We start from the raw sequence: 15,960 nt of genomic DNA on the forward strand, positions 1-15,960 counted from the left end.
CTGCGCAGACACATCAGGCCCGTGTGCCCGGGGAGCCTTTGCACGACTCCCTGTGGCACACCAGTCCGCCTGGCTCGATATACGACTACATAAAGGTCGCCTCCTTCTCGATCGGCCCTGACGGGCTCATCGACCAGTGGAGCCTGCGCGCCGAGGAACTCTTCGGGCTCGGCGCGGCGCAGGCGGTCGGCCGCGACCCCGTCGCGGCCTTCATGCCCCCCGAGCTGCGCGAGGGCGGCCACCGCAAGGTCGCCGAGATCCTCGACGGCAAGGAGTGGACCGGCCTGGTCCCCTTCCGCATCCCCGGCGGCGACGGCGCCCACGGCGTGGCCGAGATCTATGTGATGCCCACCCAGACCGCGAGCGCCGAGCGGGCCGCGCTCTGCGTCGTCGTCGACGTGCGCGCGCTGCGCCGCATCGAATCCGACCTCGCCGCCTCACAGGCCATATTCGGCCAATCGCCCTTCGGTTTCCTGCTCTTCGGCACCGACCTCACCGTGCAGCGCGCCAACCGGCGCTTCGCGACCGTCTTCGGCGGCACCGTCGCGGAGCACCGCGGCCGCACCGTCCACGACTACCTGCCGCCCCACGAGGCCGACCGGATGGCCGAAGCCCTCCGCCGGGTGCTGGAGACCGGCGAGTCCGTCACCGACCTGCGGATCACCGGCGCCACCCCCCGCAGCCGCGACGACCGCCACTGGTCGATCAACCTCTACCGGGTGCACGACGGCACCGGCCGCCCCATCGGCGTCGCCGGCCTCGGCACCGACGTCACCCGCCGCCACCTCGCCGCCCGCGAGGCCGCCGGGGTCCGCCGCAACCTCGCCCTCCTCAACGAGGCCGGGCACCGCATCGGCAACTCCCTCGACCTGGAGACCACCGCCCGCGAACTCCTCGACGTCACCGTCCCCGGCTTCTGCGACCTGGCCGCCGTCGACCTCTACCAGGGCCTGCTGCTCGGCGACGACGACCGCCCCGCCCGCCCCCAGGGACCCGGCGTACCCTCCCTCCCCGACCAGGGCGCCCGCCGCGCCCCCTCCGCGAAACTGCGCCGGGTCGCCTTCGCCTCCGCCGTCTCCGACGCCCCCCTGTCGGGGCCCGGCGCACTGGTCGCCGTGGGCGAGACCCACCGCTACCCCGCCGCCTCCCCCGGCGCGCGGGTCCTGCGCACCGCACGCCCCCGGCTGGTCGACGCCGCCGGCCCCGACGACCTCGTCCAGTCCACGCTGATCGTCCCGATGGTCGCCCACGACACCGTGGTCGGCCTCGCCCAGTTCTCCCGTACGAAGGGCAGCGAGCCCTTCGGCGAACGCGACCGGGCCGTCGCCGTGGAACTTGCCGCACGGGCCGCCGTCTGCATCGACAACGCCCGCCTCTACCGGCGCGAGCACGAACGCGCCCTGATCCTCCAGCGCAGCCTGCTCCCGCCCGGCGACCCCGAGGCCGCCGGCCTCGACATCGCCTGCCGCTACCTGCCGGGCAACGCCGCCACCGAGGTCGGCGGCGACTGGTTCGACGTCATCGAACTGCCCGGGCACCGCACCGCCCTCGTCGTCGGCGACGTCATGGGCCGCGGCCTGCGCGCCGCCGTCGCCATGGGCGAACTGCGCACCGCCGTACGCACCCTCGCCCTGCTGGACCTGGAACCGGCCGAGGTGCTCGCCGCCCTCGACGAGGTCGCCCGCGGCCTCGGCGCCCCCGGCGGCGCCCAGCAGGCCTCGCGCGCCGCCCTGCACTCCCGCGACGCCGACCGCTCCGAGGTCTACCTCGCCACCTGCGTCTACGCCGTCTACGACCCCGTCACCCGGCGCTGCACCATCGCCAACGCCGGCCACATGCCGCCCGTCCTCGTCGAACCCCCCGAGGACGGCGCCGAACCCCGCCCCGGGCTGCTGCTGGAGATCCCGACCGGAATGCCGCTCGGCGTGGGCGGCGAACCCTTCGAGGAGGTCGAGGTCGAACTCCCCGAGGGCGCCCTGCTCGCCCTCTACACGGACGGGCTGGTCGAGTCCCGCGACCACCCGCTGGAGGAGGGCCTGCGCGGCCTGCGCGGGGCGGTCGCCGATCCGTCCCGCCCCCTGGAGGAGGTCTGCGACCACGTCCTCAACACCCTCCACACCCGGCACGGCGAGGACGACATCGCCCTGCTCATGGCACGGGTCCAGGGCCTGCCCGCCGGAGCCGTCGGCGACTGGCAGCTGCCCCGCGAGGCCCGCTCGGTGGGCCGGGCCCGGGAACTGGCCCGCGCCAAACTGCCCGCCTGGGGCCTGGAGGGGCTCCTCGACACCACGGAACTGCTGGTAAGTGAACTCGTCACCAACGCCCTGCGGTACGGGGAGGGCGAGATCCGGCTCCGGCTGCTGCTGGACCGGACCCTGGTGTGCGAGGTCTGGGACGGCAACCTCGTCCAGCCCCGCCGCCGCCGCGCCCGGGACACCGACGAGGGCGGCCGCGGCCTCCAGCTCGTCGGCCTCCTCTCGGCCGGCTGGGGCACCCGCCGCACCCACCGGGGCAAGACCGTCTGGTTCGAGCTCCCGCTCCCGATGCCGGGCGGCGCACCGGGAGAGGCGGTCACCGAACTGTCGGCGGAACAACTGCTGGACATGTACGGCTGAGCGGTACCCGTCAGGCCGCCCCCGACTTGAGCGCGGCCAGCCGGGCCTCGACCTCCGAGGCCCGGCCGAGGTCGTCCAGCGCCTCGAACTGGGCGTCCAGGGAGGAGGCCGCCAGCTCCGACTTCCCCATGGCCATCGCCTCCTCCCGCCGCACCTTCTCCTCGAAGCGGTGCAGCTCGCTGGTCGGGTCCAGCACGTCGATGTCCTTGACGGCGTCCAGCATGGTGTTCTGCGCCCGGGCCGTCCTCGCCCGTGCCACCAGCTCGTCCCGCTTGGCCTGGAGCTCCGTCAGCTTGTCCTTCATCGCGCCGAGGCCCTCCCTGAGCCTGTCCACGACCTCCGTCTGAGCGGCGATCACCGGCTCCGCCGTCGCCGCCTCCCTCTCCGACCGCAACTGCCGCCCCAGGGCCACCTTCGCCAGGTTGTCGAACCGGTCCGCGTCCGCCGCCGCGCCGGACGCGCGCAGCTCGTCCGCCTTGCGGCTGGCCGCGAGCGCCTTGCCGCCCCACTCCGCGGCCGCGTCCACGTCCTCCTGGTGGTCGGCCTCCAGCATCCGCAGGTTCCCGATGGTCGTGGCCACCGCCTGCTCGGCCTCCGAGATGTTGTTCGAGTAGTCGCGGATCAGCTGGTCGAGCATCTTCTGCGGGTCCTCGGCCTGGTCCAGCAGCGCGTTGATGTTGGCCTTCGCGAGCTGGGTGACACGGCCGAGGATCGTCTGCTTGCTCATCGGGGTCCTTCCTGGTGGCTGGGGGTCCGCAGGTCTGCCGCCCCGTCGTTCAGAAGCGGCCGCCGCCGCCCATGCGGCCGCGGGTGCCGCCGCCCCCGTAGGAGCCGGGCCCGCCGCCGAACCCGCCGCTTCCGCCTCCGCTTCCGCCGAAGCCGCCGCGGCCGCCGCCGCGCAGGATCTCGCCGAGGATGATCCCGCCCAGCACGGCACCGCCCCGGCCGCCGTCCCCGCGCCGGCCCGCGTACGGGTTCCGGTACGCCCGTACGTCCTCCTCCGCCAGCTGCTGCGCCTGCCGGGCCAGCGAGTCCGCCTGCTGCGCCTCCGCCAGCGCCCCCGCCGGGTCCTGGCCGGCCAGCGAGGCCGACCGCTCCAGGTGCCGCCGCGCCTCCGCCAGCCGGGTACGGGCCGGGCTGCCGACGGCACCCCGGCTGGTGGTCACGTAGTCCGCCGCCGCGCCGATCGCGCTGCGGGCCGACAGCTGCGCCTGGTCCAGCAGCGCCGCCGCCCGCCGCCGCCCCGACTCCTGCTCGCGGGCCCCCGCCAGGGCCTCGTCCAGGGCCGCGTCCGCCTCCTCGACCCGGCGCAGCGCGTCGATCGGGTCGTACCGGCCGGCCGCCAGCTGCCGCCGCACGTCGGCCAGTACGGACTCCGCCCGGCCGATCCGGCCCCGCAGGTCCCCCGTGGCGGACCCCGCCTGGGTACCGGTGAGCAGGCCGCGCGCGTCGGCGAGGTCCGTCTCCGTCTCGGTGAGGGCGCCCGGCAGCTCCGCGGCCGCCTCCGCCAGCTCCCGGGCCCGCCGCTCCACCGCGTCCACCAGCGTCGCCGCCTGGTCCACCGCGCCCTCGGCGGCCCGTACGTGCACGGCGGCCCGGCCGTTGTCCCCCGAAGCGAGCGCGGCCCGGGCCTCGCCGAGGCTGGTCGTGGCGAACAGCAGCCGGTCCTCGGCCTGTTCCGGGTTGGAGGCCACCGGCGCGGCCGCGGAGTCCGCGTAGCGGCCCGTCAGCGCGGTGAGGGTGGCCGCGGCGGTCGTCGTACGGCCCGTCAGCACCCGGAACCGCGCCTCCACCGTGGCCAGGGCCCGCGGGGCGTTCTTCTCCAGGTCCCGCAGCCGGTCGAAGTCCGCCGACTCGGCGTCGAGCCTGCGGTTGGCCTCGGTGCACCGGGCCACGATCTCCTCCAGCATCCGCCGGCGGGTCGCGTCGTCCTCCGGGTACGCGTCGTCCAGCTGCTGGCGCAGCCGGAAGGCGTGCGTCAGCTCGTCCTCGGCGTACGCCACCGCCGCGGTGAACGTGCCGACCGCGTCGTCGCCGAACTGCGCGGTGGCGAAGCCGAGCTCCTCGGTGCTGGTGCGGACGGCGTCGTCGGTCGCCACGAGCAGGGCCTTCGCCGTGGCGTCGAGCTCGGGCAGCGGCGCCGGACCGGCCCGCGCCCCGTCCCAGCCGGCATGGGCGGTGGTGGTGCCCCGTCCCGTCCCGTCGCGCCTCCTGCGGCGGCGGTACGCGTACACCCCGAGCGCCCCGGCCGCGCCCACGGCGACCACCGGCAGCAGGTAGTCCCCGGCCCCGCTCGCCCCTTCCGCCGCGCCCCCGGGATCGGCGGTGCCGGGGGTGACGGCGGGCACGGGTACCGGCTTCCCGCCGAGCACGGCGTCGTAGCCGTTCGCCGCGCCGATGGCCGCGCCGGCCCAGTCGTTCTGGCGCAGGGCGGGCTCGATGGCGGTACGGGCGACGTCCGCGAGCTGCGCCTCGGTGAAACCGGAGTCGACGTCGGCCGAATAGGCGTACTGCCGGGCGCCGGTGGCCACCGCGAGCAGCACGTCGTCCTGGCCGAGCCCGTTCTTCTGCGCGGTGGCGTCGGCCCAGCTCTGCGGGGCACGGCCGGAGAAGTCGCTTACGTACGCCACGAAGAGCTGGACCTTCCGGTCGGCGTACAGCCGCTCCAGCGCGGCGGCCACGGCGGGCCCCCGGTCGCCGAGGGCGCCGACCCGGTCGGTGACCTGCCCCTGGCGCGACAGCGCGACGGGGTCCTCGGCCCGGGCGGGCGGGGCCGGCAGCGCCAGCAGCACGGCGGCGAGGAGGAGCGCGGGGGCGGCGGCGCGTCTCAGCGGGTGCACATGGGGGAGGCTATGTTCCGTTCCGGCCCCCCGCACCCGGAGGTCGTCGGCCGGTGCCGGTGGGCCGGGTGCGGCTGGTGTGCCGCTGCGCGGTGCCCGCCCCTCCCCGCCCTTCACCCGTTCTCGCCTCAGGCGCCGGCGGGGCTCAGAACACGGCGCTACCGCGCCCGCGCCTCAAGCGCCGGCGAGGCTGAAATCAGCCCCGCCTGCGTTTGAGGCGCGGGTCCGGGCGGAGCCCGGGGAACGGTGGAAGGGCGGGTAGGGGACCTGCTCCGCGCAGCGGCCCAACCGACCGCGCCCGACCACCGGCACCGGCCCCGCCCAGCGCCGCCGGACGGAGCCCGGCGCAGCGGGGCGGAGTCGATCAGCGGTGCGGAGCCCGGTACGGCGCCGTACCGCGCGGCGCGTCACAGCATCGGCCCGGCGCCGGAACGGAACGCGCGCCCCGTCACGACGGCAAGGGCGCACCCGTCAGCGCCGGCCCCGCGAAGACGAGGGCGTCGGCGGCGACCACCGGCCCGGGTCCTTCGGCCGGGTGGTCCCGGTGCCCGCGGGGCTTGCCCGTCGTGACGTCGAGGCCCGTCACGAACGGGAGGGCCGTCCGGCCCAGCAGCCCCCGCCGGCCGCCGTGGGAGGACCGCACGTACAACACCCCCCGCCGCAACCCCAGCAGCCCCAGCACGCACGCCGTGCCCTCCCGCCGCGTCACCGGCCGCTGCCACCGCACCGCCCCGCTCTCCGCGTCGAGCGCGAACACCACGTCCCAGCCCTGCTCCGCCCGGTACGCGGCCGCGTACACCACCCCGTCGTCGACGAGCAGCCCCGCCGCCGGCACCCCCGGCTCGAAGCGCCACAGCTCGTAGCCCTTGCGCCGGTCCAGCGCGCGCAGGACGCCGCCGTCCAGGACGTGCACCGGCCCGCCCGCCGCCTGGTCGGGGGCCGCCGGAGCGCCGGCGTCGTAGCCGCGCGGCCACGACCACAGCGGGGTCCCGCTCGGCAGGTGCAGCGCCCGCAGCCGCCCGCCGCCCCCGACGACCAGGCACTCGCCCGAGACCGTGAACGAGGGCACGCCCGACAGCCGGTGCCGCCACACCGGTTCCCCGGCGGTCTTGTCCAGGGCGGTCAGCTCCTCGTGCGCCGCGTGCAGCAGCAGCCCCGGCACCGGGATCAGCTCCGCCGGCCCGTCCAGTTCCCGCCACCACCGCACCCGCCCGTCCGCCGGATCCCGGACAACCAGTCGCCCCTGCGACCCGGCGCCCGAGGTCACGACCACGCACACGGTGTCCGCGTCGGCCGCGCACCACACCCGCTCCGGCTCCGGCAGCGGCCGCGCCCGCACCCCCTCGTCGGCGTACGCCGTCCAGAGCGTCGCTCCGGTCGGTGCGTCCACGCAGCCGACCCCGGCGCCCGTCGTCCACACCGCCCGCTCCCCGGCCGCGTGCAGTTCGTCCGGCCGCTCATCGGTCCGCCACCCCGCCGTCGGCCGGGCCCCGACCGCGTCGGGGCGCGGGCGCGGGCGCGGCCCCGGCGCGCGCGGGGGCGGTGTGCCGGGGTCCGCCGCGACGGCCGCCAGCCAGGGCGCCCCCGCCGTGCAGTCCCGGGCGATCCAGGCCAGCTCCCGGCCCCGCTCGGCGGGTTCGGCCAGCCGCCGGGCGGCGGCGGCACGCTCCTGCGCGACGGCCGGGTCCAGCACGGAGGGCAGGTCCCGCGCGCTCAGGTCCCGGGCGGCCTCCAGGTCCGCGCGGGCCGCCTCCAGATCCCCGTCCCCGGTGTCGGCCAGCGCCCGCTCCGCCAGGGCCAGGGCCTCGGCCGCGCCCGCCCGGTCCCCGACGGCGGAGCGTTCGCCCGCCACCCGGCACAGTGCCCGCACCCGGGCCCCGCCGCCCGGTATCCGCGCGGCCAGCCGGAGGGCGGCGGGCAGGTCCTGCCGGGCGACGGCGGTGACGGCCCTGGACTCGGCGGCGGCCCGGACCGTCGGGTCCAGGATCAGGGACAGGTACCCCTCGGCGCGGGGGAGGTCGGCCGCGGCGCTCGCCGGTGCGGCCCGCGCCAGGACGGCCTCCTCCGCCGGGCCGCCGGCGAAGTACCGCCGGGCCAGCCGGACCCCGCGTTCGGGGGCGACCGCCGCGAGCTCCTCCGCGACCTTGCGCAGCCGGGTCAGCCGCTTCGGCCCCGACACCGCGAACAGGGCCTGCTGCGCGTCGGTCAGCACCCGTTCGGTGCGGGCGGGGGCGTCCCGCGAGATCCGCCGGGCCAGCGAGGTCAGCAGCGCGGCCACCCGGGCGCCGTCGCCGTCCCCGTCGGTCCAGGCCCAGAGCTCGGCGTCCGCCAGCAGCCGGCCGGCGAGGCCCGCGTCGAAGCGCGCCGCGGCCTCCGCCGCGAGGGCGAGACCCTCGGTGCGCGCCTCTCCCGCCCCGGGCGGCAGGGAGACCAGCGTCTCCTCGGCCTCCAGCAGCAACTCCCGTACGAAGTCCCGTACCGGGGCGGGCACGAAGCCGTCCGGCCCCCGCCCGGAACCCGTCCCGCCCCCCGGCTCCGGCCCCCGCTCAGCCCCCGGCCCCCGCCCCGCCCCGTGCGGCACCCCCGCCCCCGACCGGGAACCCGCCTCCGCCCCCGCCCCGTGCGGCACCCCCGCCCCCGACCGGGAACCCGCCTCCGCCCCCGGCCCGGCCCCCGCCCCCGACCGGGAATCCGGCCCGGCTCCCGAGTTCGTCTCGGCCCCCGCCTTCGCCTCCGCGTCCGGCCCGGCCCCCGCCCCCGCCAGGGACCCCGGCTCTCCCCACGGCCCGTCGCCCGGGGTGGAGGCCCCCGCCCCGCCGCCGTCCGCGATCCGCCCGAGCCCCCGCAGCGCCCCCGCCACCCATCCCGCCGACTCCGGCCGGTCCCGCGGGTCCTTCGCCAGCAGCGCCAGCACCAGCCGGCCCAGCTCCGCGGACACCCCCGGCACCGCCAGCGGCAGCGGCGCGTCCTCCACGTGGCGCCGCATCAGGACGTACATCGGCTCCGCCGACCCGAAGGGCGGCTCCCCGCTCAGCAGGGCGTACAGCACGCACCCCAGCGCGTACAGGTCGCAGCGGGCGTCCACGTGCTCGCCGCGCCACTGCTCGGGCGCCATGTAGGGCGGGGTGCCGAACATCCGCCCGGTCACCGTCCAGCCGGCCGTCGCGTCGGCGGAGTGGGCTATGCCGAAGTCGCAGATCTTGAGGCGGCCGCCGGGCAGCAGGAAGAGGTTCTGGGGTTTCAGGTCCCGGTGCACCACGGCCCGTTCGTGCGCGGCGGCCAGCGCCTCCGCCGTCTGCGCGCCCAGCTCCACCGCCTCGGCCACCGGCAGGCCGCCGGGGGAGCGGGCCAGCCGCGCCCCCAGGTCCTCCCCGGAGAGCAGCTCCATCACGATGAACAGCCGCCCCTCGTGCTGCCCCACGTCGTGCACGACGGTGATGCCCGGGTGCTGGAGGCGCGCCCCGATGGTGGCCTCCCGCCGGAACCGGGCGATCAGCTCCTCGTTGGTCGCCGCGTCCAGCAGCACCTTGACCGCCACGGCCCGGTGCAGGGCCCGGTCGTGCCCGCGCCACACCTCGCCCATGCCTCCGGCGCCGAGCCGCTGGTCCAGCCGGTACCGGTCCGCCAGTACTTCCCCCACCCGCACCGCGAAGCCCCCTGAGATCACGTCGTCCGACGGTCATCCAGGGGGCATTGTCCACCGCTGAGTGAACTAACGGGGGTCGGAGGCCGAACGCCGCCGGATCTTGTTCCCCAGCCACACCAGGGGGTCGTACTTGCGGTCCACGGCCCGCTCCTTCAGCGGGATCAGGGCGTTGTCGGTGATCTTGATGCCCTCGGGGCAGACCTCCGTGCAGCACTTGGTGATGTTGCAGTAGCCCAGGCCGTGTTCCTCCTGGGCGGTGCGCTTGCGGTCCAGGCCGGCGTCCGCGGCCGCGTCCAGCGGGTGCATGTCCAGCTCGGCGACCCGCATCAGGAAGCGCGGGCCGGCGAAGACGGTCTTGTTCTCCTCGTGGTCGCGCACCACGTGGCAGGTGTCCTGGCACAGGAAGCACTCGATGCACTTGCGGAACTCCTGCGAGCGTTCCACGTCCACCTGCTGCATCCGGTACTCGCCCGCGGCGACCCCCGGCGGGGGCACGAAGGCCGGGACCTCGCGGGCCTTGGCGTAGTTGAAGGACACGTCCGTGACCAGGTCCCGGATCACCGGGAAGGCGCGCAGCGGGGTGATCGTGACGGTCTCGTCCCGCCCGAAGACGGACATCCGCGTCATGCACATCAGCCGCGGCCGGCCGTTGATCTCCGCGCTGCACGAGCCGCACTTGCCCGCCTTGCAGTTCCAGCGGACCGCGAGGTCGCCGGCCTGGGTCGCCTGGAGCCGGTGCACGATGTCCAGGACCACCTCGCCGTCGTGCACCTCGACGGTGAAGTCCCGCAGGCCCCCGCCCTCCGCGTCGCCCCGCCAGACCCGGAAGCGTGCCTCGTATGTCGTCACCAGTGCAGCTCCTCTTCGGCGAGGTACTTGGCCAGTTCTTCCTTCTCGAAGAGCGCGAGCAGGTCGGGGCGGATCGGCTCGGTGCGGACCCGTTCCAGCGTGATCCGCGCCGCGGCGGGGTCGGCGGGGGCCGGATCGACCGGCCGGCACAGCAGGTTCACCGGCCGCCACCGCCGTTCCATCGCCGGGCAGTCCTCGCGGGTGTGCCCGCCGCGGCTCTCGGTGCGCTCCAGGGCGGCGCGGGCCACGCACTCGCTGACCAGCAGCATGTTGCGCAGGTCCAGCGCCAGGTGCCAGCCCGGGTTGAACTGCCGGTGCCCCTCGACCCCGGCGCGGGCGGCGCGTACGCGCAGGGCCGCCAGCCGCTCCAGGGCCTCGGCCATCTCGCCCTCGCGGCGGATGATGCCGACCAGGTCGTTCATCGCCGTCTGGAGCTCCTGGTGGAGGGTGTACGGGTTCTCCGCGCCGTCGGCGGCGTGGAACGGGGCGAGGGCCTCGGCGGCCGCCGCGTCGATCTCCGCCTGGGAGACGGCGGCCCGTACGGCACCCGCGGCCGCGGCGTGCTCCGCCGCGTGCAGTCCGGCACGCCGGCCGAAGACCAGCAGGTCGGAGAGGGAGTTGCCGCCCAGCCGGTTCGAGCCGTGCATGCCGCCGGCGACCTCGCCGGCGGCGAACAGGCCCGGTACGCCGACGGTGGCGGCGGTGTCGGAGTCGACCGCGATACCGCCCATCACGTAGTGGCAGGTCGGGCCGACCTCCATGGGCTCGGCGGTGATGTCCACGTCCGCCAGCTCCTTGAACTGGTGGTACATGGACGGCAGCCGGCGTTTGATCTTCTCGGCCGGCATCCGGGTGGACACGTCGAGGAACACTCCGCCGTGCGGGGAGCCGCGGCCGGCCTTCACCTCGGAGTTGATGGCGCGGGCCACCTCGTCGCGGGGGAGCAGCTCGGGCGGGCGCCGGTTGTGGTCGGGGTCCTCGTACCAGCGGTCGCCCTCCTCCTCCGACTCGGCGTACTTCTCCTTGAAGACGTCCGGGACGTAGTCGAACATGAAGCGCTCGCCCTCGGAGTTGCGCAGCACCCCGCCGTCGCCGCGCACGGATTCGGTGACGAGGATGCCCTTCACCGAGGGCGGCCAGACCATGCCCGTGGGGTGGAACTGGACGAACTCCATGTTGAGCAGGGGGGCTCCGGCGAGCAGGGCCAGCGCGTGGCCGTCGCCGGTGTACTCCCAGGAGTTGGAGGTGGTCTTGAAGGACTTGCCGATCCCGCCCGTGGCCAGGACGACGGCGGGGGCCTCCAGGACGAAGAAGCGGCCGGTCTCGCGCTCGTAGCAGAAGGTCCCCGCAACCCTCTCCCCGCCCTGGGGGCCGAGATCCTTCAACACCCGCGTGACCGTGCACTCCTGGAAGACCTTGAGCCGGGCCTCGTGGTCCCCGTACTCCCCGAAGTCCTCCTGCTGGAGCTGGACGATCTTCTGCTGGAGGGTGCGGATCAGTTCCAGGCCGGTGCGGTCGCCGACGTGCGCGAGGCGCGGGTACTCGTGCCCGCCGAAGTTGCGCTGGGAGATCCGGCCGTCGGGCGTGCGGTCGAAGAGGGCGCCCCAGGTCTCCAGCTCCCAGACCCGGTCGGGGGCCTCCTTGGCGTGCAGCTCGGCCATCCGCCACTGGTTGAGGAACTTGCCGCCGCGCATGGTGTCGCGGAAGTGGACCTGCCAGCCGTCGCCCTCGTTGACGTTGCCCATGGCGGCGGCGATGCCGCCCTCCGCCATCACCGTGTGGGCCTTGCCGAAGAGGGACTTGCAGATCACGGCCGTACGGGCGCCCCGCTCGCGGGCCTCGATCGCGGCCCGCAGCCCGGCACCGCCGGCACCGACCACGACCACGTCCCACTGCTGCCGTTCCACTTGAGCCATCTCAGAAGATCCTCGGGTCGGTGATGGTGCCGGTGGCCAGCAGGTACACGTAGAAGTCACACAGGGCCACGCTGATCAGGGAGGCCCACGCGAGCTGCATGTGGCGGGCGTTGAGCCGGCTGACCCAGCCCCACAGGCGGTAGCGCACCGGGTGCCGGGAGAAGTGCTTGAGGCGGCCGCCCATGATGTGCCGGCAGGAGTGGCAGGAGAGCGTGTAGGCCCAGATCAGCACGATGTTGGCCAGGAAGAGGAGGGTGCCCAGCCCCATGTGGCCCCAGGCGTAGTGCTCGTCGCGGAAGGTCAGTGCGGTGTCGTACGTGAGGATGCCGGCGACCGGCACGGCCGCGTAGAAGAAGTACCGGTGCAGGTTCTGCAGGACCAGCGGGAAGCGGGTCTCGCCCGTGTACGAGGCGTGCGGCTCGGCGACGGCGCAGGCGGGCGGCGAGGCCCAGAAGCCCCGGTAGTAGGCCTTGCGGTAGTAGTAGCACGTCAGCCGGAAGCCGAGCGGGAAGACCAGGATCAGCAGGGCGGGGGACAGGGCCCACCAGCTGCCGAACAGGTCGAGGTTGGGTCCGCCGCGCATCTCCTGGCAGTTCTCCGCCAGGCAGGGGGAGTAGAACGGGGAGACGTACGGGGCCGCGTAGTAGTGGTCGTTGGCGAAGGCCCGCCAGGTCGAGTACGCGATGAAGGCGAGCAGCCCGGCCGCGGTGCCGGCGGGCGACAGCCACCACCGGTCGGTCCGCAGGTGCCGGGCCGTGATCGCGGCCCGGGTGGGGCCGTGGATCCCGCCGGGCCGCTGCTGGGGTGGTTCCGTGCCTGTGGCCAAAGGGAACTCCGGGTGGAGTGGTCGAGGGGTGGCCCAGGAGGCCCGGCCGCCGGGGCGGCCGGGCCAGATGGGGGTGCTGCGCGCGTACGGGCGGCGGGCCCTAGGGGGCGCGGCGGTCGCGGGCGCCGAGGCCCTCGTCGTCGGTGTCCGTCCACAGCGCGGTGTCGTACGGGGTGTCCGGGATGGTCACCATCCTGGACTTCTCCGGCGGCCTGGAGCCGCCGGCCGGCGCCTGCCGGGCGACGTCCTTCTCCAGCTGCTCCACCGAGCGGACCAGCTCGTCGAGACTGCGCCGTACGGCGGTCAGATCGTCTTGCAGGGACATGACTTGCCCTCACTTCCGCAGGGTGCGGTGGCAACGCTCACGGGCGCCTGCGAGTGTCGCGCCTCCCGTCCCCCGTTGTGAAGGGACGTGCAGCGATTCCGGGCGCGCAGGCGCAAACCGTGCGCCCCTCCCCGCTCCCATTTTCATCCCTCGAACGAGGGAACGCGCGCCTGGACGCCCGGCCCGCCGGCGGCCGGGGGCGGGGGGCGCGCCCCGGGGGCGCAAGCGGGATTGGTCCGCACGGGTGGGGTTCGCGGCGTGGCGCGGGGCCGCTGCGGAGGACGCGGGGGGTGGTCGATTTCAGTGGGTTTCCACACCGGTGTGATCAGCTCCATATACCGCCGAACGTGATCAAGACCCTGTTTTCACGGCCCTCGTGCCCCGCCCCGGAGGTACCACCCATGACCCAGAGAAGGCGCAGGTCCTTGGCGCTCCTCACCTCGGGAGTCCTCGCACTGCCGCTCCTCGCGGGCTGCGGCGCGGGCGAGGACGAGGGCGGCCCGGCCGCCGCGGGCCCGGACATCGCGGCGACCGTCCGCGAACAGGTCGCCGACGGCGGCGTGCTGCGGTGGGCCGTGGACGCCCTGCCGGAGACGCTGAACGCCTTCCAGGCCGACGCGGACGCGACCACCAGCCGGATCGCCGGCGCGGTCCTGCCCCAGCTGTTCACCCTGGACGCCAAGGGCCGGCCGGTGGCCAATCCGGACTACCTGGAGAAGGCCGAGGTCGTCGAGCGCGAGCCCAAGCAGGTCGTCCTGTACAAGCTGAACCAGCAGGCGGTGTGGAGCGACGGCCGCGAGATCGGCGCCGCCGACTTCGTCGCCCAGTGGCGGGCCCTGAACGGCAAGGACTCGGCGTACTGGACCGCCCGCAACGCCGGCTACGACCGGATCGAGAAGATCGAGCGCGGCAAGAACGACCTGGAGGTCAAGGTCACCTTCGTCAGGCCGTACGCCGACTGGCGCTCCCTGTTCAGCCCGCTCTACCCCAAGCAGGTCATGGGCACCCCGGAGGCCTTCAACGAGGGCGCCCGCGGCGCCCTCAAGGTCACCGCCGGGCCCTTCGGCCTCGGGGCGATCGACAAGAAGACCGGCACCGCGGCGCTGACCCGCAACCCGCGCTGGTGGGGCCGGCCCGCGAAGCTCGACACCCTCGTGCTGACGGCGGTGCCCCGGGCGGGCCGGCCGGCGGCGCTGGCCGCTGGGAAGGTCGATCTGGCCGAGATCGACCGCTCGGGCGCCGACCGGATCGCCCTCGCCCACCGGGACGCCGGCCAGGTCGACGGCACGCACGGCCCGGGCGCCGCGCTCACCCCCGCGCAGGCCACCCTCTCGTGGGCGCTGGCCCACGGCGCCGACGAGGCCAAGGCGAAGGAGGAGCAGGAGACCCGCCAGAAGAACGCCGACGCCGTCAAGCAGTACGCGCAGGAGCAGTCGGCGCTGCGCGGCTTCACGGTCCGCAAGTCGCTGGAGCCCGCCTACACGCAGCTGGCGATGAACGGGGCCTCCGGCCCGCTGTCGGACGAGCGCGTCCGCCGGGCCGTCGCCCGCGCCCTGGACCGCAAGACGCTGGCCGAGATCGTCCTCAAGCCGCTCGGTCTGCCGGCGAAGCCGGTCGGCAGCCACCTGGCGCTGGCCGGGCAGCAGGCGTACGCCGACAACAGCGACGCCCTCGGCGGCCAGGACACCCAGGCGGCGCAGGCCCTGCTCGCGGACGCGGGCTGGCGCAAGGGCGGCAAGCTGAACGAGCCGGCGAAGGCGGGGGCCGAGAGCGCCGAGAGCGCGCAGGACGACTCCAAGACCCGGGCGGGCGCCAAGCCCGGGCCGGGCGACGGCACCGGCGACGACGGCCTGTACATCGTGGGCGACGACGACGGGCGCAACGGCGACCTGCGCTCGGCCACCGCCGACCTGGGACTGCGCCGGACCCGTCCGGGCCTGCCCGGTGCCCCCGCCGCGGGGCTGCGCGTCCTGCCGCAGACGCCGGTGCGCGGCTTCGGGGCGGACCCGGCCGACGGCATCGCCTCCTTCGGCCGCGCGGACGGGCCCTCGGCGGCCCTGGCCCCGGCCTCCCTCGCCGCGCAGCAGGAGCACGTCCTGCTGGCCCAGGCGGAGACCCTCGCGAAGGGGGCCGCCGCGGCCGCGGGCGACGCCAAGGCCCCGGCGGAGGGCGAGGAGGCCAGGGAGGACGGTGACGCGAAGGAGCCCGCCGCGGGCGCCAGCCCGGCCCCCGTGCAGGCTCCCGCCAAGCAGGCCCGTACCTCGGGGGCGATGCTCGCGAAGGACGGCAAGCCGCTCAGCCTGCGCTTCGTGCTCCCGGCGGGGCCGGGATCCGAGGCCCTGCGCTCGGTCGGCGAGCGGATCTCCCAGATGCTCCAGAAGATCGGCATCAGCACGGAGATCAAGAAGGTGGCCGACGAGAGCTTCTTCAAGGACCACGTCGCCTCGGGCCAGTACGACCTGGCCCTGTACTCGTGGCCGGCGACGGCCTTCCCGGCCACCGACGCCCGGCCGATCTTCGCCAAGCCGGAGCCGGCCGCCGACGGCTCGCTCCTCGTCGAACAGAACTACACCCGGGTCGGTACCGACCACATCGACCAGCTGTTCGACCAGGCGGCCGGCGAGCTGGACGAGGCGCAGGCCCGCGAGCTGATGCGCAAGGCGGACGCCCGCATCTGGGCGGCGGCCGGCTCCATCCCGCTCTACCAGCGTCCCGAGCTGGTCGCGGCCAAGCCGGGCCTGGCCAATGCCGGGGCCTTCGGCCTGGGGACGCCCCGCTACCAGGACATCGGCTGGAAGAAGCCGACGGCCGCCAAGGGCGCCAAGGAGGGCGAGAAGAAGTAGGCGGGAAGCAGGGGGAGAAGCGCCCGAGGACATCGGGTGAAATAACGGGGACTGTCAGGTTGACCCCCGGGTAGCAAGCTCAGATGTGACTCAAGTTCCT

At 75.3% G+C, this 15,960-nt stretch carries 9 protein-coding genes; 2 read left to right on the forward strand and 7 right to left on the reverse strand.

The window, feature by feature from the left end; all coding sequences use genetic code 11:
• Nucleotides 1-38 precede the first annotated feature (38 nt).
• The gene (locus D1J60_RS22995; protein ID WP_241253373.1) at nucleotides 39-2,615 is read left to right on the forward strand and encodes a SpoIIE family protein phosphatase; all 2,577 of its coding nucleotides are present in this window, start codon (nucleotides 39-41) and stop codon (nucleotides 2,613-2,615) included.
• A 10-nt stretch (nucleotides 2,616-2,625) separates the two neighbouring features.
• Here the strand turns inward: D1J60_RS22995 and D1J60_RS23000 are convergent, their stop codons facing one another.
• The 7 genes from D1J60_RS23000 to D1J60_RS23030 all read right to left on the reverse strand — a co-directional run bounded on the left by D1J60_RS23000 (nucleotide 2,626) and on the right by D1J60_RS23030 (nucleotide 13,017).
• Entirely contained in the window at nucleotides 2,626-3,342 is a 717-nt protein-coding gene (locus D1J60_RS23000; protein WP_125822382.1) for a PspA/IM30 family protein, read from the reverse strand.
• Nucleotides 3,343-3,391: 49 nt separating this feature from the next.
• The gene (locus D1J60_RS23005; protein ID WP_241253593.1) at nucleotides 3,392-5,446 is read right to left on the reverse strand and encodes a TPM domain-containing protein; all 2,055 of its coding nucleotides are present in this window, start codon (nucleotides 5,444-5,446) and stop codon (nucleotides 3,392-3,394) included.
• Between the two features lie 457 nt (nucleotides 5,447-5,903).
• The gene (locus tag D1J60_RS23010) at nucleotides 5,904-9,122 is read right to left on the reverse strand and encodes a serine/threonine-protein kinase (RefSeq protein WP_125822384.1); all 3,219 of its coding nucleotides are present in this window, start codon (nucleotides 9,120-9,122) and stop codon (nucleotides 5,904-5,906) included.
• Nucleotides 9,123-9,167: 45 nt separating this feature from the next.
• A complete protein-coding gene (locus D1J60_RS23015) occupies nucleotides 9,168-9,950 on the reverse strand; it encodes a succinate dehydrogenase/fumarate reductase iron-sulfur subunit (RefSeq protein ID WP_125604247.1) in 783 nt (260 codons plus the stop codon).
• Nucleotides 9,947-11,866 carry a fumarate reductase/succinate dehydrogenase flavoprotein subunit gene (locus D1J60_RS23020; RefSeq protein ID WP_125822385.1) on the reverse strand — a complete coding sequence of 640 codons (1,920 nt, stop codon included), beginning with the start codon at nucleotides 11,864-11,866 and terminating at the stop codon, nucleotides 9,947-9,949. The genes D1J60_RS23015 and D1J60_RS23020 overlap by 4 nt, the downstream gene beginning before the upstream one ends.
• 1 nt (nucleotide 11,867) lies before the next feature.
• Complete coding sequence (locus D1J60_RS23025) at nucleotides 11,868-12,692, reverse strand: hypothetical protein (protein WP_125822386.1); 825 nt, start codon at nucleotides 12,690-12,692, stop codon at nucleotides 11,868-11,870.
• A gap of 100 nt (nucleotides 12,693-12,792) precedes the next feature.
• Nucleotides 12,793-13,017, reverse strand: coding sequence for a hypothetical protein (locus D1J60_RS23030; protein ID WP_125604254.1), 225 nt, complete (start codon nucleotides 13,015-13,017; stop codon nucleotides 12,793-12,795).
• Nucleotides 13,018-13,418: 401 nt separating this feature from the next.
• Between D1J60_RS23030 and D1J60_RS23035 the strand changes: the two genes are divergently transcribed.
• Nucleotides 13,419-15,860: an ABC transporter family substrate-binding protein gene (locus D1J60_RS23035; RefSeq protein ID WP_125822387.1), complete on the forward strand. Its 2,442-nt coding sequence runs from the start codon at nucleotides 13,419-13,421 to the stop codon at nucleotides 15,858-15,860.
• Nucleotides 15,861-15,960 lie beyond the last annotated feature (100 nt).

Origin of the sequence: Streptomyces sp. W1SF4 (genome assembly GCF_003950035.1) — a bacterium.
Lineage (GTDB): Bacteria > Actinomycetota > Actinomycetes > Streptomycetales > Streptomycetaceae > Streptomyces > Streptomyces racemochromogenes.

Bases quoted from the DNA above. Each gene is read 5' to 3' on its own strand.
- D1J60_RS23000 (WP_125822382.1), bottom strand. From the start codon at position 3,342: ATGAGCAAGCAGACGATCCTCGGCCGTGTCACCCAGCTCGCGAAGGCC.
- D1J60_RS23020 (WP_125822385.1), bottom strand. From the start codon at position 11,866: ATGGCTCAAGTGGAACGGCAGCAGTGGGACGTGGTCGTGGTCGGTGCC.
- D1J60_RS23030 (WP_125604254.1), bottom strand. From the start codon at position 13,017: ATGTCCCTGCAAGACGATCTGACCGCCGTACGGCGCAGTCTCGACGAG.
- D1J60_RS23035 (WP_125822387.1), top strand. From the start codon at position 13,419: ATGACCCAGAGAAGGCGCAGGTCCTTGGCGCTCCTCACCTCGGGAGTC.